The sequence below is a fragment of the Ensifer sp. NM-2 genome, from assembly GCF_003024455.1.
GTDB lineage: Bacteria > Pseudomonadota > Alphaproteobacteria > Rhizobiales > Rhizobiaceae > Ensifer > Ensifer canadensis.
In genome coordinates this window covers 182,150-203,626 of record NZ_PVZR01000009.1, presented here as the reverse complement: position 1 = coordinate 203,626, position 21,477 = coordinate 182,150, and the positions used below count along the sequence as shown (strand labels likewise).

General features: G+C 63.0%; 20 protein-coding genes and 1 pseudogene. 15 read left to right on the top strand and 6 right to left on the bottom strand.

The window, feature by feature from the left end; genetic code table 11:
- Window positions 1–61: 61 nt before the first annotated feature.
- From C6558_RS19525 to C6558_RS19500, 6 genes are all read left to right on the top strand, one after another.
- Complete coding sequence (locus C6558_RS19525; protein ID WP_057208732.1) at window positions 62–547, top strand: 3-hydroxyacyl-ACP dehydratase FabZ family protein; 486 nt, start codon at window positions 62–64, stop codon at window positions 545–547.
- Window positions 548–549: 2 nt separating this feature from the next.
- On the top strand, window positions 550–1,752 hold the full coding sequence (locus tag C6558_RS19520; RefSeq protein ID WP_107027601.1) for a beta-ketoacyl-ACP synthase: 1,203 nt from the start codon (window positions 550–552) through the stop codon (window positions 1,750–1,752).
- 12 nt (window positions 1,753–1,764) lie between these two features.
- The gene (locus C6558_RS19515; protein ID WP_025427357.1) at window positions 1,765–3,048 is read left to right on the top strand and encodes a beta-ketoacyl-ACP synthase; all 1,284 of its coding nucleotides are present in this window, start codon (window positions 1,765–1,767) and stop codon (window positions 3,046–3,048) included.
- Between the two features lie 155 nt (window positions 3,049–3,203).
- On the top strand, window positions 3,204–4,232 hold the full coding sequence (locus tag C6558_RS19510; protein WP_025427356.1) for a zinc-binding dehydrogenase: 1,029 nt from the start codon (window positions 3,204–3,206) through the stop codon (window positions 4,230–4,232).
- An 11-nt stretch (window positions 4,233–4,243) separates the two neighbouring features.
- Window positions 4,244–5,167 carry a lipid A biosynthesis lauroyl acyltransferase gene (locus C6558_RS19505; RefSeq protein WP_038577074.1) on the top strand — a complete coding sequence of 308 codons (924 nt, stop codon included), beginning with the start codon at window positions 4,244–4,246 and terminating at the stop codon, window positions 5,165–5,167.
- A gap of 443 nt (window positions 5,168–5,610) precedes the next feature.
- Complete coding sequence (locus C6558_RS19500) at window positions 5,611–6,321, top strand: PAS domain-containing protein (RefSeq protein ID WP_025427354.1); 711 nt, start codon at window positions 5,611–5,613, stop codon at window positions 6,319–6,321.
- Between the two features lie 155 nt (window positions 6,322–6,476).
- Here C6558_RS19500 and C6558_RS19495 read toward each other — a convergent pair whose 3' ends face one another.
- On the bottom strand, window positions 6,477–6,962 hold the full coding sequence (locus C6558_RS19495; protein WP_025427353.1) for a hemerythrin domain-containing protein: 486 nt from the start codon (window positions 6,960–6,962) through the stop codon (window positions 6,477–6,479).
- A gap of 215 nt (window positions 6,963–7,177) precedes the next feature.
- Here C6558_RS19495 and ccoN point away from each other — a divergent pair, with 215 nt between their 5' ends.
- The 4 genes and pseudogenes from ccoN to ccoP all read left to right on the top strand — a co-directional run bounded on the left by ccoN (window position 7,178) and on the right by ccoP (window position 10,660).
- On the top strand, window positions 7,178–8,800 hold the full coding sequence (gene ccoN, locus C6558_RS19490) for a cytochrome-c oxidase, cbb3-type subunit I (RefSeq protein WP_025427352.1): 1,623 nt from the start codon (window positions 7,178–7,180) through the stop codon (window positions 8,798–8,800).
- Between the two features lie 13 nt (window positions 8,801–8,813).
- Complete coding sequence (gene ccoO, locus C6558_RS19485) at window positions 8,814–9,545, top strand: cytochrome-c oxidase, cbb3-type subunit II (protein WP_025427351.1); 732 nt, start codon at window positions 8,814–8,816, stop codon at window positions 9,543–9,545.
- Between the two features lie 14 nt (window positions 9,546–9,559).
- Window positions 9,560–9,709, top strand: a pseudogene (locus C6558_RS40845) (cbb3-type cytochrome c oxidase subunit 3); the annotation flags it as partial.
- Window positions 9,710–9,796: 87 nt separating this feature from the next.
- Window positions 9,797–10,660 carry a cytochrome-c oxidase, cbb3-type subunit III gene (gene ccoP, locus C6558_RS19475; protein ID WP_025427349.1) on the top strand — a complete coding sequence of 288 codons (864 nt, stop codon included), beginning with the start codon at window positions 9,797–9,799 and terminating at the stop codon, window positions 10,658–10,660.
- A gap of 243 nt (window positions 10,661–10,903) precedes the next feature.
- Here ccoP and C6558_RS19470 read toward each other — a convergent pair whose 3' ends face one another.
- The 5 genes from C6558_RS19470 to C6558_RS19450 all read right to left on the bottom strand — a co-directional run bounded on the left by C6558_RS19470 (window position 10,904) and on the right by C6558_RS19450 (window position 15,029).
- Window positions 10,904–11,800: a hypothetical protein gene (locus C6558_RS19470; protein ID WP_025427348.1), complete on the bottom strand. Its 897-nt coding sequence runs from the start codon at window positions 11,798–11,800 to the stop codon at window positions 10,904–10,906.
- A gap of 127 nt (window positions 11,801–11,927) precedes the next feature.
- Window positions 11,928–12,281 (bottom strand): VOC family protein, encoded by a 354-nt coding sequence (locus tag C6558_RS19465; protein ID WP_025427347.1) that lies wholly within the window; start codon window positions 12,279–12,281, stop codon window positions 11,928–11,930.
- Window positions 12,274–12,696: a polyketide cyclase gene (locus tag C6558_RS19460; RefSeq protein WP_025427346.1), complete on the bottom strand. Its 423-nt coding sequence runs from the start codon at window positions 12,694–12,696 to the stop codon at window positions 12,274–12,276. Before C6558_RS19460 ends, C6558_RS19465 begins: the two co-directional genes overlap by 8 nt.
- A gap of 79 nt (window positions 12,697–12,775) precedes the next feature.
- Window positions 12,776–13,561 (bottom strand): helix-turn-helix domain-containing protein, encoded by a 786-nt coding sequence (locus tag C6558_RS19455; protein ID WP_107027600.1) that lies wholly within the window; start codon window positions 13,559–13,561, stop codon window positions 12,776–12,778.
- A 49-nt stretch (window positions 13,562–13,610) separates the two neighbouring features.
- Window positions 13,611–15,029 (bottom strand): sodium:alanine symporter family protein, encoded by a 1,419-nt coding sequence (locus C6558_RS19450; RefSeq protein ID WP_057208728.1) that lies wholly within the window; start codon window positions 15,027–15,029, stop codon window positions 13,611–13,613.
- Window positions 15,030–15,216: 187 nt separating this feature from the next.
- On the opposite strand from C6558_RS19450, the gene ccoG reads away from it, so the two are divergent.
- The 5 genes from ccoG to gndA all read left to right on the top strand — a co-directional run bounded on the left by ccoG (window position 15,217) and on the right by gndA (window position 21,336).
- On the top strand, window positions 15,217–16,791 hold the full coding sequence (ccoG, locus tag C6558_RS19445; RefSeq protein ID WP_025427343.1) for a cytochrome c oxidase accessory protein CcoG: 1,575 nt from the start codon (window positions 15,217–15,219) through the stop codon (window positions 16,789–16,791).
- Window positions 16,788–17,285 carry a FixH family protein gene (locus C6558_RS19440; RefSeq protein ID WP_025427342.1) on the top strand — a complete coding sequence of 166 codons (498 nt, stop codon included), beginning with the start codon at window positions 16,788–16,790 and terminating at the stop codon, window positions 17,283–17,285. The genes ccoG and C6558_RS19440 overlap by 4 nt, the downstream gene beginning before the upstream one ends.
- A complete protein-coding gene (locus C6558_RS19435) occupies window positions 17,282–19,570 on the top strand; it encodes a cation-translocating P-type ATPase (protein WP_025427341.1) in 2,289 nt (762 codons plus the stop codon). Before C6558_RS19440 ends, C6558_RS19435 begins: the two co-directional genes overlap by 4 nt.
- Window positions 19,567–19,725 (top strand): cbb3-type cytochrome oxidase assembly protein CcoS, encoded by a 159-nt coding sequence (gene ccoS / locus C6558_RS19430; protein ID WP_025427340.1) that lies wholly within the window; start codon window positions 19,567–19,569, stop codon window positions 19,723–19,725. Before C6558_RS19435 ends, ccoS begins: the two co-directional genes overlap by 4 nt.
- Before the next feature lie 180 nt (window positions 19,726–19,905).
- A complete protein-coding gene (gene gndA / locus C6558_RS19425; protein WP_025427339.1) occupies window positions 19,906–21,336 on the top strand; it encodes an NADP-dependent phosphogluconate dehydrogenase in 1,431 nt (476 codons plus the stop codon).
- The last annotated feature ends 141 nt before the right edge of the window (window positions 21,337–21,477 follow it).

The window sequence follows — 21,477 nt, the reverse complement described above, 5'->3', positions numbered from 1 at the left end:
GCGCTTGACAGGCGGCATTGGCGTTTTTACTTGAGCCCGAAACCAAACGGGGTGAGCCTCCATGCTCCTTGAATACTTCCAGATGATCGATCGTGTCGAAACGGTCGATCTGTCGGCTGGCCGGCTGACGGCGCGATCCGTCGTTCCCGAAAAGAGCCCGGTATTCGAGGGCCACTTTCCAGGCTATCCGCTGGTGCCGGGTGTGCTTCTGATCGAGACGATGGCGCAGGCTTCGGGATTTCTGGTGCTGGCCGCGACCAATTTCGCGGCAATGCCGTTTCTGATGTCGGTCGATGGCGCCAAGATGCGGGCCTTCGTCGAGCCGTCGGCAGAACTCGATATCGAAGCCTTCCTCGAGCACGATGGCTCCGGTTTCGCCGTCACCAAGGCGAAGATCACGTCTGCGGGCAAGAAGGTCTGTGACGCACAATTGAAACTCAGAACGATGCCGTTCGATCAGGTGCCGCTCGGCGATATCGTGCGCAGGCGCGCCGACGAGGTGGGCCTGATGACGGCACTTGCGGCGGATGCCGCTTCGGAGAAGTGAAGATGAGCAAATCCGCAAACGACGTGGTGATCACCGGCGTCGGTATCGTCACAAGCCAGGGTGTCGGCGTCGAGCCGCATGTGGCGTTTCTGAACGCGGCCGAGGCGCCGGAGCCACGCGTCGAGGCCGAAAAGTTCAAGCCCTATCCGGTGCATCCGCTGCCGCAGATCGACTGGTCGCAGCAGATCGCCAAGCGTGGCGACCAGCGCCAGATGGAAAACTGGCAGCGCCTCGGCGTGTTTGCAGCAGGCCTGGCGCTCGACGACGCCGGCCTCAAGGACAATCTCGACGCCTGCGGCAGCATGGACATGATCGTGGCCGCCGGCGGCGGCGAGCGCGACATCAATGTCGATTCGCTGATCGTCGGCGAGGCGCTGAAGCGCAACGACCGCGAGCAGCTGCTGAACGAGAAGCTGACGACCGAACTGCGCCCGACGCTGTTCCTCGCCCAGCTCTCCAACCTTCTCGCCGGTAACATCTCGATCGTGCACAAGGTGACGGGATCGTCGCGCACCTTCATGGGCGAAGAGGCGGCCGGCATTTCGGCGATCGAAACGGCGTTCTTCCGCATCAAGGCGGGACAGTCGACACATACGCTGGCGGGCGGCGCATTTTCGGCCGAACGTCTCGACATCATGCTGATGACGGAGGCCATCCAGGCGCAGACGGTCGGCGACTGGCAGCCGATCTGGTCGCGCAAGCGCCAGGATGGCGGCGGAATGATCCTCGGTTCCGTCGGCGCCTTCCTGATGCTGGAATCGCGCGAATATGCCGAAGCCCGAGGCGCCCGCATCTATGCCACGATCGACGCGATCGGCAGCGACCGTGGCAGCCGCAGCGACGGCAAGCTGGAGGCGCGCCTTGCCGATCTGGCAAAACCGGCCGAAACGCTCGATCCGGCGCAGACAGTGGTCTTCTCCGGCACCTCGGGCCTGCATGATCTCGTTGCCCACGAAAAGACCTTTCTGGAAGCAAAGCTCGCCGGCGCGCCGGTGCGCGCCTATGGCGGGCTTGTCGGCCACAGCATCGAAGCGCAGTTTCCGGCGGGCCTCGCGCTTGCCGCACTGGCGCTCGGCCACGGCGCCAAGGTTCCGGCTTTCGACGCAAGCTTCGAAAAACCGATGACGGCGGGCGCCAGAACGGCGGTCGTGACGACCATTGGTCATTCACGCGGCGAAGGCGTCGCGGTCCTTTCGGCCGAATAAGAGGAACGATTGATGAGCAACGCTTACAAGGATCATCTCGGTCGTCCGATCGTCGCCGTCACCGGCATGGGCGTCATCACCTCGCTCGGCCAGGGTCTCGAAGACAACTGGGCGGCGCTGACCGGCGGCGTCTCCGGCATCCGCAAGATCACCCGTTTCCCGACGGAAGGCCTGAACACGCGCATTTCGGGCATGGTCGATTTCATCGAGGTCCCGGCGGCCAATTCGGTCGAGCGCTCCTACGCCATGGCGCGCGAAACGACGCTTGAGGCGTTGGCGCAGGCCGGTCTTTCCGGCGATTTCAACGGCCCGCTGTTTCTCGCCGCTCCGCCGATCGAGCCGGAATGGAGCGCGCGCTTTGAACTGGCCGACCGCTCGCCACCGTCGACCCAGCCGGGCGACGCCTACAATCGCTTCCTTGCCGCGATGCGCGAGAAGGCCGATCCGGTGTTTCACGAGGCCGTGCTTTTCGGCGCGATCTCCGAACGCCTGGCCGATCGCTTCGGCACCCGCGGCCTGCCGGTGACGCTGTCGACGGCCTGCGCCTCGGGCGCAACTGCAATCCAGCTCGGCGTCGAGGCCATTCGCCAGGGCCGCACCGATCGCGCGCTGACAGTCGCGACCGACGGTTCGGTCAGTGCCGAGGCGCTGATCCGCTTTGCGCTGCTCTCGGCGCTGTCGACCCAGAACGACCCGCCGGAAAAGGCCTCCAAGCCCTTCACCAAGGACCGTGACGGCTTCGTCATCGCCGAAGGCGCGGCAACCCTGGTGCTGGAATCGCTGGAAGCAGCGGTCGCTCGTGGCGCCCGTGTCTACGGCATCCTGAAGGGGTGCGGCGAGAAGGCCGATCTCTTCCACCGCACGCGCTCGTCGCCCGATGGCGGCCCGGCGATCGCGACGATCCGCGCGGCCCTTGCCGACGCCGGCATCGACGAAGGTGGCATCGGCTACATCAACGCCCATGGCACTTCGACGCCGGAAAACGACAAGATGGAATATCTGTCGATGTCGGCCGTCTTCGGCGAACATCTGCCGTCGATCCCGGTTTCGTCGAACAAGTCGATGATCGGCCACACGCTGACGGCTGCAGGCGCAGTCGAGGCAGTGTTCTCGATCCAGACGATGCTGACCGGCACCTTGCCGCCGACGATCAACTACCAGAATCCCGACCCGGCCATCGTGCTCGACGTCGTGCCGAACGTGAAGCGCAGCCAGCAGGTCTCTGCCGTGCTGTCGAACTCCTTCGGCTTCGGCGGACAGAACGCCAGCCTTGTCATGACCGCCGAGCCGGCCTAAGTCGGCGGTCACAGCGCCGCGCGTCGAACATGACGCGCAAGCGACGCTGTAACGCTTTAAGCCTGCTGCACGCTTCCTTGAACCGGATCCGATCTAAGGAAGCACGCCGCAGAAACTTCAGACGAAATGATGCCGCTCAAGGCAGAGGAAAGATCATGCGCGCCCTGCAACTGCTCGATGACCGCAAGCTCGAAATCACCGACGTTCCCGAGCCGGAAGCGCCAGGCCCGGGCGAAGTGACGCTCCGGGTCAAGGCCGTCGCACTCAACCACATCGACGTGTGGGGCTGGCGCGGCATGGCCTTTGCCAAGCGCAAGATGCCGCTCGTCATCGGCGCCGAGGCGGCCGGTGTGGTCGAAAGCATCGGCCCGGGCGTTTCAAGCGTGCTTCCGGGGCAGCTCGTTTCGATCTATGGCGCGCGCACCTGCGGCCTCTGCCGCCCGTGCCGCGAAGGTCGCGACAATCTCTGCGAACATGTGGGCGGCGTGCATGGCTTCCACCTCGACGGCTTCGCGCAGGAGAAGATCAATCTTCCCGCACGCCTGCTGGTGCCGGCACCTCCGGGCATCGATGCCGTGGCCGCAGCGCTTGCACCGGTCACCTTCGGCACGGTCGAGCACATGCTGTTCGACAACGCCAAGCTTGAGCCAGGCGAAACCATTCTCGTCCATGCCGGCGGCTCCGGCATCGGCTCGGCGGCAATCCAGCTTGCCAAGAAGATCGGCTGCACGGTTATCACTACCGTCGGATCCGACGACAAGATCGAGAAGGCCAAGGCGCTCGGCGCCGATCACGTCATCAACTACCGCACCGACCGCTTCGAAGGTGTCGTGCGCAAGCTCACCAAGAAGAAGGGCGTCGACGTCGTGTTCGAACACGTCGGCAAGGACACCTGGGCCGGCTCAATGCTCTGCATGAAGCGGGGAGGCCGCCTGGTCACCTGCGGCTCGACCTCCGGTGTGTCGACCGACATGAACCTGATGATGCTGTTCCAGCAGCAGCTGAAGCTGCTCGGCTCCTTCGGCTGCCGCATGGAAAACATGGCCAACGCCATGCAGAAGATGGCGCGCGGCCTGGTGCATCCGGTCATCGATACGCAGGTCGGTTTCGACGAGATCGACCGGGCACTGGAGCGGATGGAATCGCGCCAGATCTTCGGCAAGATCATCCTGAAGATGGATTGATCCACGTGCGCATGCTGATCACACGGCTGGTTCTGACGGCGGATCATTTCCGGCAGTGGCTGATTGCGCAACTCGTCTTTCTGCTTCTGACGATCCTGAAGCTGTTTCCGGCTGACGGCGCGATCCGCTTCATGGATCGCGCCGCACGCTTCATCGGCCCGAAGACCAGCCGGCACAAGCTGACGCTGACCAATCTGCGCAACGCCTTTCCCGAGAAGCGGGAGGCCGAGATCGAAGCGATCGCCATGGAGAGCTGGGGCAATATGGGCCGCATGGCGGCGGAATATGTCTTCCTCGACCGGCTGTTCGATTTCGATCCCGAGGCGACCAAGCCCGGCCGCGTCGAAGTCTCCGGCGTTCCGCTCTTTCTCGAGCTGCGCGACAACCCGCGACCCTTTATCGTCTTTACCGCCCACAGCGGCAATTTCGAGATGCTGCCGGTCGCTGGCTCCGCCTTCGGGCTGGAGGTGACGGTGCTCTTCCGTCCGCCGAACAACCCTTACGTCGCCGAGAAGGTCTTCGAGTTCCGCAAGGAGCGCATGGGCAATCTCGTGCCGTCGCATGCGGGTTCGTCCTTCGCACTCGCCCGCCAGCTAGAGCGCGGCAACGGCGTCGGCGTTCTGGTCGACCAGAAATTCCGCAAGGGCCTGAAGACCAAATTCTTCGGCCAGGACGTGCAGACCAACCCGCTGCTCGCCAAGCTCGTGCGGCAGTTCAATTGCGAGGTCTATCCCGCCCGCTGCATCCGGCTGCCCGGCAACCGTTTTCGGCTGGAGCTGGAGCCGGCGATCGACATTCCGCGCAAGCCCGATGGCGCTGTCGACGTCAACGCCACGGCACAGGTTCTCAACGACAAGGTGGAGAGCTGGGTGAGGGAGTATCCCGGGCAATGGTTGTGGTACCACGACCGCTGGCACATCAAGCGCTACCTGTAAGACTGATTCTCTTCGAACCGCAAAAGGCGTTGCCGCCGCAGGCATTAACGCCCTTTTTGTCTATGCCTAAGGCATTTGCTGGAGAAAATCGCCGTCTTTGCGCCGTTGAAGTCGTTTCGAAACCGCAAGCTTCCCTTTCTGATGTTGAACGGGGCGGTAATGAGTGTAAACTCACCGTTGTATTGCGAGGGGCAGACTGCAAGCGCTTTGGGTGGCCAAGTCTTTGTGGTTTTCGCTGAGGATGTGGGGGAAACGTCAACGCCTGCATGTTTCCTTAAATCCTATTCGATTTAGGAATAAAAACATGCAGTAATTCGAAGTGCTACAGCGACCTTTGCGCGTCTAATAAGACGCGCGGCGCTGTAGATCAGCATCTACATCATCAAAGCCTGTCATATAAGTGCATCGGCGCGGCCTCGGCCGTGGGGGATTGGGGTTTCGAATTGAACGCACTGATTGAGCTGTTCTGGTTCAAGTATTCACAACTGCAGTATGCAGTACGTACAGCAGACGAACATCTGATCGGACTTCTGGATCGCGAGCTCGATCCCATCTTGAAGTCGGTCTATGATGAGAAGGCCGTGAGCGTCGAAGATGCCCGCCTTCAGTTCCAGTTTCTGATCGATATTCTGCGCGTCGAGGCCGACGATATTTCCTGCGTGCTGCGCCATTCGCAGCTTTTGCAGTCGCTGATCAATCGCTATTTCGCAGCCACGGGCGCGGTCAACGCTGCCGACTTGCGACTGGAGCGCACGCCGGCTGCACCACACAAGGGGCGGGCGGACGAGGGGCTTCTCAACGAGGCGATTCTCGACAGCTTCCCTGACCGCATCGCCGTGATCACGCCGGATTATCGGTATCTCTATACCAATCCGCTCAACGCGAACCATCTCGAAAGCCGCCCGATGGATCTCATCGGTCGGCATATCGTCGAATTCATTGGCATCCAGCGCTTCGAGCTGCGCGTGAAGAGCTATCTCGATCGCTGTTTTGCGGGCGAGGTGGTCGACTATACCTTCGCCAAGACCGTCGACGCGCGAACCGTCGTGGTGCGCTGCCGGCTGACGCCGTGCATGTCGAGCAACGGCAAGCTCATCGGTGCGATCCTGGTGATCCAGGAGCATGCGGACCGACGCCGCGCCATCGCCGCCTGATCCCTGTCGCCTAGAGCGCCGCGCGTCTTATTGGACGCACAAAGGTCGCTGTAGCACTTTGAATTGCTGCATGTTTCCTTAAATCGAATAGGATTTAAGAAAACATGCAGTTGAGCCGGATACAGAAACGGCGGCCCTTTCGAGCCGCCGTTCGTTCAATTGATGTCCGGGTCGACTGGAAGCAGCGTGCGAAGACATTCCTGCTCGAAGCCGATGTGCCTTCGCAGATTGGTGAAGAAGCCGCGCAGCATGTAGCCGGCTGTCTCCGCATTGACGCTCTCGTCGGCAGCGCCGAGCTTCACCAGCATCTCCGTGAGCTCTTCGGCAAAGCACTCATCTTCGCAATGTTCGTATTTGAGCCGCGCGAGCGTTGCCGCGATCGACGGGTCGTCGCCGAAATTCTGCTCGACCCAGCGAAACACCGCGCTCTCTTCGCCCGAATGCAGTTCGCGTATGAGCGGCTCCAGCATCTTGGCGGCATAGGCGCATTTCTGCCGGTCGATTTCAGCCGGCAGGCTGTCGGCGATTTCCTCCAGGCTGTTGCAGAGCGCAAGCTGTTCCTGATGCGCACGTGCCAGCCAGGCCCGCGGTTCGCCCATCGGGGCAGGGCGCGCTCGCAAACCCGTCCACACCCGGATCATTCCACTATCATTCGTTCTCTTCATGCTGTTCTGACGCCAGCTCCTATGGCGCTCCCTCATTGTTTCCTGAGGGTGAAGCAAGTGGAGGCCCCCGGCCTTGATCTGAATCAAGGTGAGGGTGCCCCGATTCTGACACTTTCCGGCAAGCTGCGCTGGGCATGCCGCCTTTAGGCGTGTGCACGCGTCTGCATCTGGATAAAGTTGGGGACCCAACCATGAAATACACTTTCGAGACGATCCTGCTCGGGGTCGGTGCTTTCCTGGCGCTTCTAGGCGCCGGATTCGCACAGGACCGGCAGTTCGAAGCCCATATGTGGGTGCTGTTCTTCGTGCTGCTCGGCGGCACGATCGTTATGATGCGGCGCCTCGACTTCAGCACGGCGTCAGCAGGCAAGGCGGCCGCACCGCAGTCGGAATATTTCGACGAAGTCGTGAAGTATGGCGTCATCGCCACCGTCTTCTGGGGTGTCGTCGGCTTCCTCGTGGGCGTCGTGGTTGCGCTCCAACTGGGCTTTCCGGATCTCAACATCGAGCCGTGGTTCAACTTCGGTCGCATGCGGCCGCTGCACACCTCGGCGGTGATCTTCGCCTTCGGCGGCAACGCGCTGATCGCGACCTCGTTCTACATCGTCCAGCGCACCAGCCGTGCGCGCCTGTTCGGCGGCAATCTCGCCTGGTTCGTGTTCTGGGGCTACCAGCTCTTCATCGTCCTGGCCGCCACCGGCTATCTGCTGGGGATCACCCAGTCGAAGGAATATGCGGAGCCGGAATGGTATGTCGACCTGTGGCTGACGATCGTCTGGGTCGCCTATCTCGCCGTGTTCCTCGGCACGCTGCTGGTGCGCAAGGAGCCGCATATCTATGTGGCGAACTGGTTCTATCTCGCCTTCATCGTCACCATCGCGATGCTGCACATCGTCAACAACCTGGCGGTTCCGGTGTCGTTCCTGGGCTCCAAGAGCTATTCGGCCTTTGCCGGCGTGCAGGACGCGCTGACGCAATGGTGGTACGGCCACAACGCCGTCGGCTTCTTCCTGACGGCCGGCTTCCTCGGCATGATGTATTACTTCATTCCGAAACAGGCCAACCGCCCCGTCTATTCCTACCGCCTGTCGATCATTCACTTCTGGTCGCTGATCTTCATGTACATCTGGGCCGGTCCGCACCACCTGCACTATACGGCTCTGCCGGACTGGGCGCAGACGCTCGGCATGGTCTTCTCCATCATGCTGTGGATGCCGTCCTGGGGCGGCATGATCAACGGCCTGATGACGCTCTCGGGCGCCTGGGACAAGATCCGCACCGACCCGATCATCCGCATGATGGTCATGGCCGTCGCCTTCTACGGCATGGCGACCTTCGAGGGTCCGATGATGTCGATCAAGACGGTCAACTCGCTCAGTCACTATACCGACTGGACGATCGGCCACGTGCATTCGGGTGCGCTCGGCTGGAACGGACTGATCACCTTCGGCGCCATCTACTACCTCACGCCGAAGCTGTGGAACCGCGAGCGGCTCTATAGCGTGCGCATGGTCAACTGGCACTTCTGGCTCGCCACGCTCGGCATCGTCGTCTACGCCGCTGTCATGTGGGTTGCCGGTATCCAGCAGGGCCTGATGTGGCGCGAATACGACGACCAGGGTTTCCTCGTCTATTCCTTCGCGGAATCGGTCGCGGCCATGCTGCCCTACTACGTGCTGCGTGCGCTGGGCGGTGCCCTGTTCCTCGCCGGCGCTCTGCTCATGGCCTTCAACGTAACAATGACCATCCTCGGCCGCGTGCGTGACGAAGCCCCGATCTTCGGTTCGACGCCCGTGCTCAAGGCTGCGGAATAGGAGGGCAGTACCCATGTCCATTCTCGACAAACACGCCACCCTGGAACGCAACGCAACGCTGCTGCTCGTCGGCTCGCTTCTCGTCGTCTCGATCGGCGGCATCGTTGAAATCGCGCCGCTGTTCTATCTCGAAAACACCATCGAGAAGGTCGAAGGCATGCGGCCCTATTCGCCGCTGGAACTCGCGGGCCGCGACATCTACGTTCGCGAAGGCTGCTACGTCTGTCACAGCCAGATGATCCGGCCGTTCCGCGACGAGGTGGAGCGCTACGGGCACTACTCGCTGGCGGCAGAATCCATGTACGACCATCCGTTCCAGTGGGGATCGAAGCGCACCGGGCCGGATCTCGCCCGCGTCGGCGACCGCTATTCGAACGAGTGGCACGTGCAGCATATGACCGAGCCGCGCTCGGTGGTGCCGGAATCGGTGATGCCGAGCTATGCGTTCCTGAAGTCGACGCCGCTCGACGTGAGGAACGTCGCCGGACAGCTGAAGGCCAACAGGGCCGTCGGCGTGCCCTATTCGGACGAGATGATCGAGAACGCCGCCGCCGACATCAAGGCGCAGGCCGACCCGAATGCGGACACGTCGGGTGTCGAGGCGCGCTATCCCAAGGCCAAGCTCGGCGATTTCGACGGCGATCCGCAGAAGCTGACGGAGATGGACGCGCTCGTCGCCTATCTCCAGATGCTCGGCACGCTGGTCGACTTCTCCACCTACGACGACACCACGGGCTATCGCTAAGGGAGGGCACGGACATGGAAACCTACACGGCCATGCGCCAGTTCGCCGACAGCTGGGCGCTGCTTGCCATGACGCTCTTCTTCCTCGGCGTCGTCGCCTTCATCTTTAGGCCCGGCGCCAAGAAGGCCGCCGATCGGGCCGCAGCCATCCCCTTCGATCACGATGTGATCGAGACTCAGAAATCAGAGCGGAATGCGGGCGGAAAACCGCAAAACACTTTTCCTCATTCCGCTCGTAAGGAGGATTGATCCATGTCGGACAAACATGTCGACGAGATCAGCGGCGTCGAGACAACCGGCCACGAATGGGACGGGATCCGCGAGCTCAACAACCCGATGCCGCGCTGGTGGGTCTATACCTTCTACGCCACCATCGTCTGGGCGATCGGTTACATGATCGTCTATCCGGCCGTGCCGCTGCTAACCGATGCGACCAAGGGCGTGCTCGGCTACTCCAGCCGTGCGGAACTCAGCGTCGAGCTTGCCGATGCCAAGGCGGCGCAGGCCGGCAATCTGGAAAAGATCGCCGCGAGCTCACTCGACCAGATCATCGCCGATCCGCAGCTTCACCAGTTCGCAGTTGCGGCCGGCGCCTCGGCCTTCAAGGTCAACTGCGCCCAGTGCCACGGTTCGGGTGCCGCCGGTTCGGCCGGCTTCCCCAACCTCAACGACGACGACTGGCTGTGGGGCGGCAAACCTGAGGAGATCTACCAGACGGTGGCGCACGGCATCCGCTATACCGGCGACGACGAGACGCGCGTCTCCGAAATGCCGTCCTTTGCCGAGATCCTCAAGCCGGAAGAGATCAAGCAGACCGCCGCCTATGTCGTCAGCCTCACCGGCACGCCTTCGGATGCGGCGCTGGTCGAACCGGGCAAGGCGCTGTTCGAGGCCAATTGCGCCTCGTGCCACGGCGCCGACGCCAAGGGCAATCGCGAGTTCGGCGCGCCGGATCTTGCCGATGCGCTCTGGCTCAATGGCTCAAGCGAGCAGGCAATCGTCGCGCAGATGAAGGCGCCCAAGCACGGCGTCATGCCGGCCTGGCTGCCACGCCTCGGCGACACCACAGTCAAGCAGCTTGCCGTGTTCGTGCATTCGCTCGGCGGCGGCGAGTAGGGGAACGCTCGCGCCCCGAGCTAAGGTTTGCCCCTCACTGTCCTGCCGGACATCTCTCCCCGCCAGCGGGGAGAGAGCCGTTGGGAGCGACGCTTTCGCCGAACATCGGCGTTGATGGGTGCGGTGCCGGCCCGGCTTGCTACCTTCGCCCCGCTGGCGGGGAGAAGGTGCTGGCAGGCGGATGAGGGGCGGTACCAATCGTCAAGTTAAGAAAATGGCCGCGTCGAAAGACGCGGCCTATCTTCATTCCAGCGCAGCGGCGATGGTGGCGCCGACCATGACGCTTGAAAGGGCGGCGCCCAAAAGCAGCGGCGCGTTGACCGGTCGGCGCACGACGGTGCCGAAATTGAACAGGTTCATCGGCAACAGGTGAAAGCCGCCGCCCTCGGGTTTGCTGCGTGGGGCTTCCATGAAACATTCGTCGTCGAACCAGATCCAGTCATTGCGCCAGGTCCAGCAGCCCTTGTCGCGATAGACGGCGGCAACCTCCTCGGCGAAGGCCTTATCGGCCGGCAGCCTGATGTAGTTGACCGGCTTGCGGCTAAAATACTGCATCGCCAGCGGCATCGAGCGTTCGGTGCAATAGTTCGACATCCAGAGCTTGAAGCCGATTTCGTCGCGAAGCCGGTCGAGCACGCGAAACACCTGCACATGATCCTCGTGACCGTACTCGCCCCAGGGATTGTGGGTGAAGACGTTCATGTCGGGCTTCAACCGCGGCTGCAGCGTGCGATAGAGCGTTTCGTAGTTTTCACGGTAGGCCTGGGCGATCGGCCGCGTCGAGTGGCGGAAGCTGCCGGGCATCAGTTGCGACAGCGATTTCTTCACCACGCGCTTGGCCTCGCGACGCGTGCCTTCGGTTCCGAACTCCATGCCGTAGGGGCCAGGCTTCGGGCTCGTCCAATCGGCGCAGTCGAAGGAGCCGGTCTCCTCCATCTCGAGGAACCGGACGTTGCCGCGGGGATAGGCCTTGATGGCGGCAACGCGGGCGTCGCCCATCTGCGGCTCCGACCAGATATCGCGATAAAGGATGATGACCTCGTCGACCTTTTTCAGGATCGAGGTGAACCACAGCAGTTCGTCGTCGGGGTGGGCGCCGATGATGACGGAATTCCGCAGAAACTCGTGATCGTCTGACATTGCCCAGCGCCCTTTGCCGCTTCTTGTTTTCGCGCGCAATCTTGGGATGCAAAGATTAAGTCTGGGTAAAATCTGCAGGCGCAGACGCCGGTTGTCCACAGGTGGCGGAAACCGGCGCGAGGGATGGTTATTGCGCCGACCAAACCGCCAGCTCGTAGCCGTCAGGATCGGCGAAGTGGAAGCGCCGGCCGCCGGGGAAGGGGAAGATCGGTTGCAGGATTTTTCCGCCGGCCGCCTCGACCTTCGTCAAGCTCTCTTCCAGATTGTCGGCATAGATGATGATCAGCGGCCCTCCGGCCCGGACTGGCCCTGTCGTGGTGAAGCCGCCGGTCAATCTTCCGTCCTGGAACTCGCAATATTCGGGGCCGTAATCCGTGAAGGTCCAGCCGAAGGCGCCGCCATAGAACGCCTTACTGGCGGCGATGTCGGAGACGTTGAACTCGACATAGTCGATGCGGCGATCGTTGCCCTTGTTACCCATGATGTGTCCTGTCGCTTTCTGATTCCAAGATTGACTTAAGGGCGGCGAGATCCTTCGCCACCCATTCGGCATCGCCGGCGAATTGCTCGTCGCTCATGTCGGCCTGCCGCAGCAGCGTGAACATCACCTCGGCGCCATCGTCGTTCGACACGACGCGCAGGGCGTTGTGCACCTTCACGCCGTTTTCCAGCGTCACCAGATGATCGACGACGCCGAAGGCATTGTCGGGGGCAAAACGCACGCGCGCGTTGCCGAGCGGTCCCGGAGCGACCCATTCTTCCCCGTCGCGCGTCAGGCCGGACGAAAGGCCCGATGCCCAGAGCGGCATGTTTTCAGGCTTGGCCATGAAAACATAGACCTCGTGCCAGTCGCGCTCGATCGAGATGTGGATGATTTTCGCTGCCAGTGTCGTCATGCGTTTCGTCGCCTTGCCATTGCCGTTGCAATCAAGGGGTAGCACCACAGGGCGTCGCCGTCTTGAATGAAACGGCCAGTCAGTTCGCGAGCTGGCGCCGGATTTCGCGCGGCGAGAGCGAGGTCAGCTCCCTGGTCTCGCGCGTCAGGTGGGCTTGGTCGGCGTAGCCGGTATCAAGCGCAAGCGCGCTCAGGCTCGCCTCAACGTCGCTTCGGCAGGTGGCGAGAAAACGCTGCAGGCGGAGGATGCGGTCGAGCGTCTTGGCGCCATAGCCGAAATGTTCGTGGCAGCGGCGGCGCAGCGTGCGCTCGCTGGTTCCTGTCGTCTGCGCCAGCAGCCGGATCGGGTTGTCAGACATCGGTTGCCTCTGGCGCAACTCAGCCAGGCAAGCGGCGATGTCGGCAGGCGGGGCTGCGACCGCCGCCAGCCTTTTCTCAACCGCGTGAGCAAGCATCGCGGCACGCGCTGCTGCGCTACCGGCCTCAGTCATCCGCGCATGGAGTTCATCGGCGGCGGCACCCCAGAAGGCATCGAGCGGCACGACCGTACCGGTCAGCTCGCAAAGCGGCGTGCGCAGCCAGGAGGCGGCAATACCGGCCCGAAAGCGCAGGCCGACCACGGTCTCGCGGGGGCCGATGACCGGAAAGGCTGCGACCCTGTCTGGGCCGGCAACAGCCAGACCCCGGCTCGACCAGATGATATCGACGCAGCCATCGGGAACGACAGCCATGGGCGAGGGCGGGCCCTCGGGCATGGTATGGCTCCAAAGGCACTCCACATGGCCCGCAAGCGAGGCAGGCGCCGAGCGCTCGCGGTAGATGCCGCAGCGCTTGGCAAGCGTCAGTGGCCGCAAGGTACCATGCATGCCTTGCCCTCCGAGGTCTCCCGCTTCCGGTTACCTGTCTCTTGCCGCCCTAATCGCGCGACCAGATCTTGCCGTCGATCTGCCCTTGCAGTTCCGGGTAGTCGGCGGCGTGGAAGACCGGCTCGACACCCTGCTTGCGCTGGGCGAAATAGTCCTTCGTCAGCTTGGCAATGGTACCCGACAGGAGCAGGATGGCAATCAGGTTGATCGTCGCCATCAGGCCCATCGAGGCGTCGGCGGCGTCGAACACGGTGGCGATGCTCTCATAGGCGCCCCAGACGACCATGGCGAGAACGGCGCATCGCATGAGGGTGATGCCGAGACGGTTGGCGCCGCCGAGATAGGTCAGCGCGTTCTCCGCGTAGGAATAGTTGCCGATGATCGAGGTGAAGGCGAAGAAGAAGATCGCAATGGCGATGAAATAGCTGCCCGCCCAGCCGATATGGACGTTCATGGCGGCCTGGGTCAGTTGCGTGCCGGTGATGCCGGAGCCGGGCTCCAGCGTGCCGGACAAGAGGATCATCACCGATGTCGCGGTGCAGATCAGGATCGTGTCGATGAAGACGCCGAGCGATTGTACGAACCCTTGCGAGGCCGGGTGATGCGGAACCGGGGTGGCGACGGCTGCGATATTCGGGGCGGAGCCCATGCCGGCTTCGTTGGAGAACAGGCCGCGCTTGACGCCGTTGAGCATGGCGGCAGCGACCCCGCCGGTGATGCCGCCTGCCGCTTCCTGCAGGCCGAAGGCGCTGGAAATGATGGTCCAGAGCACCGTTGGCACCAGCGAGGCGTTGGCGATCAGCACATAGATCGCCATCAGCAGATAGGCGACGGCCATGAACGGCACGACGATTTCGGCAACGCGCGCAATCTGGCGGATACCGCCGAAGATGACGATGCCCGAGAGCGCTGCAACGGCGATGCCGACCACGATCTTCGGAATGCCGAAGGCGCCCTGTACGGCATCGGCGATCGAATTGGCCTGAACCGCATTGAAGACGAGACCGAAGGAAAGGATGAGGCAGACGGAGAAGATCGTTGCCGCCCACGGCGCATTGAGGCCACGGGCGATGTAGAAGGCCGGACCGCCGCGATACTGGCCGTTTTCGTTCTTGACCTTGTAGAGCTGGGCCAGCGCGCTTTCCGCATAGGCCGTCGCCATGCCGACGAGCGCGACCATCCACATCCAGAAGGTGGCGCCCGGTCCGCCGAGATAGAGCGCAACGGCAACGCCGGCGAGATTGCCGGTGCCGACGCGCGAGGCAAGGCTCACGGTCAGCGCCTGGAACGGACTGATGCCCGCCGCATCCTTCGACCCGCCGCTGCTCAACACACGAAACATCTCGCCGAAATGCACGATCTGAGGAAAGCCAAGCCGGATGGTGAAGAAGATGCCGACGGCGAGCAGGCCATAAATGAGCACATAGCCCCAGAAGATCGTGTTCAAAAAGCCGATGATCGTGTCCATGCGGTCCTCGTAGGTTTGGCGGGATGTCGTGGTGTGGCAATTGCCATCAAGTCGCGCGGCATGAAGCCCGGACGTTTCGACGCATGCGGCCGCTTTAGCCCGCAAACTTGACACAGATCAACGTTTCCGGCCGCCAGATCGGGCAAAACAGCGTTCAATACGCGATATATTCGGGGATATCCCACAGATGCAGCCTCAATCCGCCACAAACGCCCCCATCGTCGAACGCCACGAGGCCGAGGCGGTCAACGCGGCGCATGTGCGCAAGCCGCTTTACGAAAAGCGCAAGAAGATCTTCCCGAAGCGCGCCGAGGGACGATTCCGCCAGTTCAAGTGGCTGGTGATGCTGGTCACGCTCGGCATCTACTATCTGACGCCGTGGATCCGCTGGGACCGCGGCGAGCATGCGCCCGACCAGGCGGTGCTTGTCGATATCGCCGCCCGTCGCTTCTATTTCTTCTTCATCGAGATCTGGCCGCAGGAATTCTTCTTCGTGGCCGGGCTTCTCGTGATGGCGGGTTTCGGCCTCTTCCTGGTCACGTCAGCCGTCGGGCGCGCCTGGTGCGGCTACACCTGTCCTCAGACCGTCTGGGTCGACCTGTTCCTTGTCGTCGAGCGCTACATTGAAGGCGACCGCAACGCGCGCATGAAGCTCGATGCCGGACCATGGACAGCGGCCAAGATCGTCAAGCGGGTGACGAAACATTCGATCTGGATTCTGATCGGCATTGCCACCGGCGGCGCCTGGATCTTCTATTTTGCCGACGCGCCGGCCTTGCTGAAGAGCTTCGTCTCGCTCGAGGCGCCGACGATCGCCTATATGACCGTCGCGATTCTCACCGCCACGACCTATGTGTTCGGCGGGCTGATGCGGGAGCAGGTCTGCACCTATATGTGCCCGTGGCCGCGCATCCAGGCGGCGATGCTCGACGAAAACTCGCTGGTCGTCACCTATAACGACTGGCGTGGCGAACCGCGCTCGCGCCACCAGAAGAAGGCGGCAGCCGCGGGCGAGAGCGTCGGCGACTGCGTCGATTGCAATGCCTGCGTCGTCGTCTGTCCGATGGGCATCGACATCCGCGACGGCCAGCAGCTCGAATGCATCACCTGCGCGCTCTGCATCGACGCCTGCGATAACGTCATGGACAAGCTTGGGCGCGAGCGCGGGCTGATCGCCTATGCGACGCTGAGCGATTATGCCTCCAACATGGCGCTTGCCACCGACGGCGGCACGACGGCGATCGACCCGGGCCGGGTGCGTGACGCCGACGGCACCTTCGTCGACAAGGTCAGGCATTTCAACTGGAAGATCGTCTTCCGGCCGCGCGTGCTTGTGTATCTCGGCGTCTGGACGCTGGTTGGTATCGGCCTGCTCTATGCGCTCCTGGCGCGCGATCGGCTGGAGCTCAACGTGCTGCACGATCGCAACCCGCAATTCGTGCTCGAATCGGATGGATCGGTGCGCAACGGCTACATGGTCAAGCTCTTGAACATGATCCCCGAACAGCGCACGATCACACTCACCATCGACGGCATGCCGTCGGCGATGATGCGCATTGCCGGCCAGGCACCGGGCGACGGCCGCAGCTTTGCCGTCGGCGTCGATCCGGACAAGGTGACGGCGCTGAAAGTGTTCGTGACGCTGCCGAAGGATAAACTCGGCGAAGCGGAAGACGGCTTCAGCCTGATTGCAGAAGACCCGTCGAGCCATGAGCGCGACGAATACCAGGCCAACTTCAACCAACCGGGAGCCGCGAAATGACCGCTGACCAAGGCAGGCAACCCCGTGTCTTCACCGGATGGCACATGCTCGGCGTGATGGTGCTGTTCTTCGGCACCATCATCACCGTCAACCTGATCATGGCCTGGAACGCCAGCCACAGCTGGAGCGGGCTCGTCGTCCAGAACACCTATGTCGCCAGCCAGCAGTTCAACGGCAAGGTGAAGGAGGCGCGCGCCTTTGCAGCGAGCGGCCTCGACGGCAAGCTCAGCCTGGAGCCGGGCGCGGTGCGCTACACGCTGACGCGACAAGGCAAGGCTGAAACGTCGGCCGACAAGGTCGTTGCCGTGTTCAAGCGTCCGGTCGAGGAGCATGAGGACGTGCAGATCGAGATGGCGCATCAGGGCAACGGCGTCTTCGTTGCCGCAACCGACCTTAAGCGCGGACAATGGATTGCCGATATCACCGCGACGTCGGGCGACAAGGTCGTCTATCGCCAGGCCATTCGCTTCATCGCGCCGGGAGAGCGTCCATGAGTTGCTGCGCTGCCGGCGCCGAAACCGCGCTGGAGATCGACAGGAGTGCGCAAGGCCTGCCGAGTTCGGAAGAGCTGTGGCTGACCAGCCGCACGCTCGGCAGTGGCCTTCGCCAGACCGACCTCAGCGTGCCCGGCATCCACTGCGGCGCCTGCATCACGACGATCGAGGCTGCCCTGAAGAGCCGGCCGGAGGTGGAGCGCGCCCGCGTCAACCTGTCCTCGCGCCGGGTCTCAGTCGTCTGGAAGGAAGAGGTCGCGGGGCAGCGCAGCGATCCGCGCGAACTGGCGCGCGCGATCCGCGAGCGCGGCTACGAAACGCATCTGTTTGCACCCGGCGAGGAAGAGGGCGACACGCTGTTGAAGCAGCTGGTCCGCGCCGTTGCCGTCGCCGGCTTTGCCTCGACCAACATCATGCTGCTCTCGGTCTCGGTCTGGTCGGGCGCCGAGGCGGCAACGCGCGATCTCTTCCATTGGATTTCGGCGCTGATCGCCGCGCCGACGCTGATCTATGCCGGCCGGTTCTTCTATGCCTCCGCCTGGAATGCGCTGAAGCACGGCCGCACGAACATGGACGTGCCGATCGCCCTGGCGATCACGCTCTCCTACGGCATCTCGCTTTATGAGACGATCACTCACGGCACCCATGCCTGGTTCGACGGCACGGTGATGCTTCTGTTCTTCCTGCTTATCGGCCGCACGCTCGACCACATGATGCGCGGCCGCGCCCGCTCGGCGATCAGCAGCCTGGCGCGCCTGTCGCCGCGCGGGGCGATGGTCATCGATGCCGACGGCAGCCGCGAATACCGTCCGGTGGACGAGATCAAGCCGGGCGAACGGCTGGCGATTGCGGCCGGCGAGCGTATTCCTGTCGATGGCCGGATTCTCGTCGGCTCGAGCGACCTGGACCGCTCGATCGTCAACGGCGAAAGCGCACCCGCGCCGGTGCATATTGGCGACACGGTCGAGGCCGGCACGCTCAACCTGACGGGACCGCTGACGATCGAGGCGACGGCTGCTGCCCGCGACTCGCTGCTCGCGGAAATCATGGGCCTGATGGAGGCGGCCGAAGGGGGCAGGGCGCGTTATCGCCGCATCGCCGATCGGGCAGCGCAATATTATTCGCCAGCGGTTCACCTGTTGGCCTTCCTGAGCTTTATCGGCTGGATGTTCGTCGACGGCGATTTCCATCACGCCATGCTGGTGGCCGTTGCTGTGCTGATCATCACCTGCCCATGCGCCCTTGGCCTGGCGGTGCCGGTGGTGCAGGTCATTGCCGCAGGCCGGCTCTTCCAGAACGGCGTCATGGTAAAGGACGGATCGGCCATGGAGCGGCTGGCCGAGATCGACACGGTGCTGTTCGACAAGACCGGCACGCTGACCGCCGGGGAACCGCGCCTGACCAACGGGGCCGAGATCAAGCCGGCGGTGCTGGCGACCGCTGCCGGCCTTGCCGTGCATTCGCGCCACCCGCTGGCCATGGCCATCCACGATGCGGCTGCGATCGCGCCGGTTCTCTCCGGCGATATCCGTGAAATCCCGGGCGCGGGCATCGAGGCACAGACGACCGACGGCATCTATCGTCTCGGCAGCCGCGCCTTTGCCTGTGGCGACGCCGGTGAGGCGAGCGGCCAGTCGGAGGTCATCCTCTCGCTCGACGGACGCGAGCTTGCCTGCTTCCGCTTTGAAGACCGGCTGCGGCCACAGGCGCGCGAAAGCGTCGACAAGCTGACACGCATGGGCTTTGCAACCGGCATTCTCTCGGGCGACCGCGAGCCGGTCGTGGCAGCGCTTGCCCGCAGGCTCGGCATCATCCGCTGGCGTTCCGAACTGTCGCCGCGCGGCAAGGTCGACGAATGCGCGGCTGCGGCCGAAGGCGGTCATCGCGTGCTGATGGTCGGCGACGGTATCAATGATGCGCCGGCGCTGCGTGCAGCCCACGTCTCGATGGCGCCGGCAACGGCTGCCGACGTCGGCCGGCAGGCTGCCGATTTCGTCTTCCTGCACCAGGGCCTCGACGCCGTGCCGATGGCGATCGACACCTCGCGCCGGGCAGGCCGGCTGATCCGCCAGAACTTCGCGCTGGCGATCGGCTACAACGTCATCGCCGTCCCGATCGCCATCATGGGCTACGCGACGCCGTTGATTGCAGCCATCGCCATGTCGACATCGTCGATCATCGTCGTTGCCAACGCTTTGCGGCTGCGCGCGAAGGTGGCGAAGTCTGCCGCAGCGATCGAGCGACAGGCGCCGACGACGCTGGGCGCGATCGGAAGCGCCTCATGAACACGCTGATCTATCTCATTCCGATCGCATTGTTCTTAGGGGGACTCGGTCTCGTCGCCTTCCTCTGGGCGCTGAAGAGCGGCCAGTACGAAGACCTCGACGGCGCCTCCTGGCGCGTGCTCGACGATGGCGACGGCAAGCCCGAAAAGGAGTGATTTTCTCAAGAATCGCTTGTCGTTAATCGATTTGAATGCCAAAACAGCCTCCGCCGTCGCATCTCGCGTCCGCCCCTTTCCCGAGGGGCAATGCGAGCGCGCGAAGTTTAATTCGAGGGGCCGGCTCCCACGCGTTTATCCTGATCGCGTCCGGCTCTCCTGTCCAATGGAGGCAATCACGTGTCACAGGCGGAAATCGGCCTTATCGGTCTCGGCGTCATGGGCTCGAACCTGGCGCTCAACATCGCTGAAAAAGGCAACAAGATAGCGGTCTTCAACCGCACCGTCGAAGCGACGCACAAATTCTACGCGGAAGCCGGCGAACTCCAGGGCCAGATCGTGCCCTGCGACACCATCGAAGAGTTCGTCGCCGCCATCCGCCCGCCACGTCCGATCATCATCATGATCAAGGCCGGCGAGCCGGTCGATCAGCAGATGGAAATCCTCAAGCCGTACCTCGCCAAGGGCGACATCATGATCGATGCCGGCAACGCCAACTTCCGCGACACGATGCGCCGCTTCGATGCGCTGAAGGACTCAGGTCTGACCTTCATCGGCATGGGTGTTTCCGGCGGTGAAGAGGGCGCGCGCCATGGCCCGTCGATCATGGTCGGCGGCACGGAAGATTCCTACAAGCGCGTCGAGACGGTGCTGACCTCGATCGCCGCGAAATACGACAATGATCCGTGCGTTGCCTGGCTCGGCGAAAACGGCGCCGGCCACTTCGTCAAGACCATCCACAACGGCATCGAATATGCCGATATGCAGATGATCGCCGAAATCTACGGTATCCTGCGCGACGGCTTGAAGATGACGGCCGGCGAAATCGGCGAAGTCTTTGGCGCCTGGAACAAGGGTCGCCTGAATTCCTACCTGATCGAGATCACCGAAAAGGTCTTGAAGGCAGCGGATCCGCTGACCGGCAAGCCGATCGTCGACCTGATCCTCGACAAGGCCGGCCAGAAGGGCACCGGCAAGTGGTCGGTGATCGAAGCGCAGAACATGGGCGTTCCGGCAACCGCGATCGAAGCGGCCGTTGCCGCGCGCAGCATCTCGTCCGCCAAGGATGAGCGCGAAGCCGCCGAGAAGATCCTCGGCCTGCCTGATGTCGGCGAGTTAAAGGTCACTGATAAGGCTGCCTTCATCAAGGACCTGGAAAACGCGCTGCTGGCCGCCAAGATCGGCGCCTATGCTCAAGGCTTTGCCGTCATGTCCGCCGCCTCGAAGGAATTCAACTGGTCGCTGCCGATGCCAACGATTGCCAAGATCTGGCGCGCCGGCTGCATCATCCGCTCGCAGTTCCTGGATGAAATCACCACCGCCTTCACCAAGGCGCCCGATGCCGCCAACCTGATCGTCACCCCGGCCTTTGCCGCCATGGTCAAGGAAACCGACGGGGCACTGCGCCGTGTCGTTTCGGCGGCCATGCTCGGTGGCCTGCCGGCGCCGGCGCTGGCCTCGGCACTCGGCTACTTCGACAGCTACCGCCGCGGCCGCGGCACTGCCAACGTGATCCAGGCCCAGCGCGACTTCTTCGGCGCCCACGGCTTCGACCGCGTCGATGGCGCCGATGCCCACCACGGCCCGTGGGGCAGCGGCCTCAACGCCTGAGCGGGCAAAATCGGAATTTCGAACGGGGCGGCCTACAGCGCCGCGCGTCTTATTAGACGCGCGGCGCTGTAGCACTTTGAATTGCTGCATGTTTTTATCCTTAAATCGAATGCGATTTAAGGCAACATGCGGTAGGTCGCC

Excerpts from the sequence above, each read along its gene's own strand:
- ccoO (WP_025427351.1), top strand. The coding sequence starts at position 8,814 with ATGTCCATTCTCGACAAACACGCCACCCTGGAACGCAACGCAACGCTG.
- C6558_RS19505 (WP_038577074.1), top strand. The coding sequence starts at position 4,244 with ATGCTGATCACACGGCTGGTTCTGACGGCGGATCATTTCCGGCAGTGG.
- C6558_RS19525 (WP_057208732.1), top strand. The coding sequence starts at position 62 with ATGCTCCTTGAATACTTCCAGATGATCGATCGTGTCGAAACGGTCGAT.
- C6558_RS19435 (WP_025427341.1), top strand. The coding sequence starts at position 17,282 with ATGAGTTGCTGCGCTGCCGGCGCCGAAACCGCGCTGGAGATCGACAGG.
- C6558_RS19455 (WP_107027600.1), bottom strand. The coding sequence starts at position 13,561 with ATGCATGGTACCTTGCGGCCACTGACGCTTGCCAAGCGCTGCGGCATC.
- C6558_RS19440 (WP_025427342.1), top strand. The coding sequence starts at position 16,788 with ATGACCGCTGACCAAGGCAGGCAACCCCGTGTCTTCACCGGATGGCAC.
- ccoN (WP_025427352.1), top strand. The coding sequence starts at position 7,178 with ATGAAATACACTTTCGAGACGATCCTGCTCGGGGTCGGTGCTTTCCTG.
- C6558_RS19460 (WP_025427346.1), bottom strand. The coding sequence starts at position 12,696 with ATGACGACACTGGCAGCGAAAATCATCCACATCTCGATCGAGCGCGAC.
- C6558_RS19510 (WP_025427356.1), top strand. The coding sequence starts at position 3,204 with ATGCGCGCCCTGCAACTGCTCGATGACCGCAAGCTCGAAATCACCGAC.
- C6558_RS19515 (WP_025427357.1), top strand. The coding sequence starts at position 1,765 with ATGAGCAACGCTTACAAGGATCATCTCGGTCGTCCGATCGTCGCCGTC.
- C6558_RS19450 (WP_057208728.1), bottom strand. The coding sequence starts at position 15,029 with ATGGACACGATCATCGGCTTTTTGAACACGATCTTCTGGGGCTATGTG.
- C6558_RS19520 (WP_107027601.1), top strand. The coding sequence starts at position 550 with ATGAGCAAATCCGCAAACGACGTGGTGATCACCGGCGTCGGTATCGTC.
- C6558_RS19470 (WP_025427348.1), bottom strand. The coding sequence starts at position 11,800 with ATGTCAGACGATCACGAGTTTCTGCGGAATTCCGTCATCATCGGCGCC.
- ccoG (WP_025427343.1), top strand. The coding sequence starts at position 15,217 with ATGCAGCCTCAATCCGCCACAAACGCCCCCATCGTCGAACGCCACGAG.
- ccoP (WP_025427349.1), top strand. The coding sequence starts at position 9,797 with ATGTCGGACAAACATGTCGACGAGATCAGCGGCGTCGAGACAACCGGC.
- C6558_RS19465 (WP_025427347.1), bottom strand. The coding sequence starts at position 12,281 with ATGGGTAACAAGGGCAACGATCGCCGCATCGACTATGTCGAGTTCAAC.
- C6558_RS19495 (WP_025427353.1), bottom strand. The coding sequence starts at position 6,962 with ATGATCCGGGTGTGGACGGGTTTGCGAGCGCGCCCTGCCCCGATGGGC.
- ccoS (WP_025427340.1), top strand. The coding sequence starts at position 19,567 with ATGAACACGCTGATCTATCTCATTCCGATCGCATTGTTCTTAGGGGGA.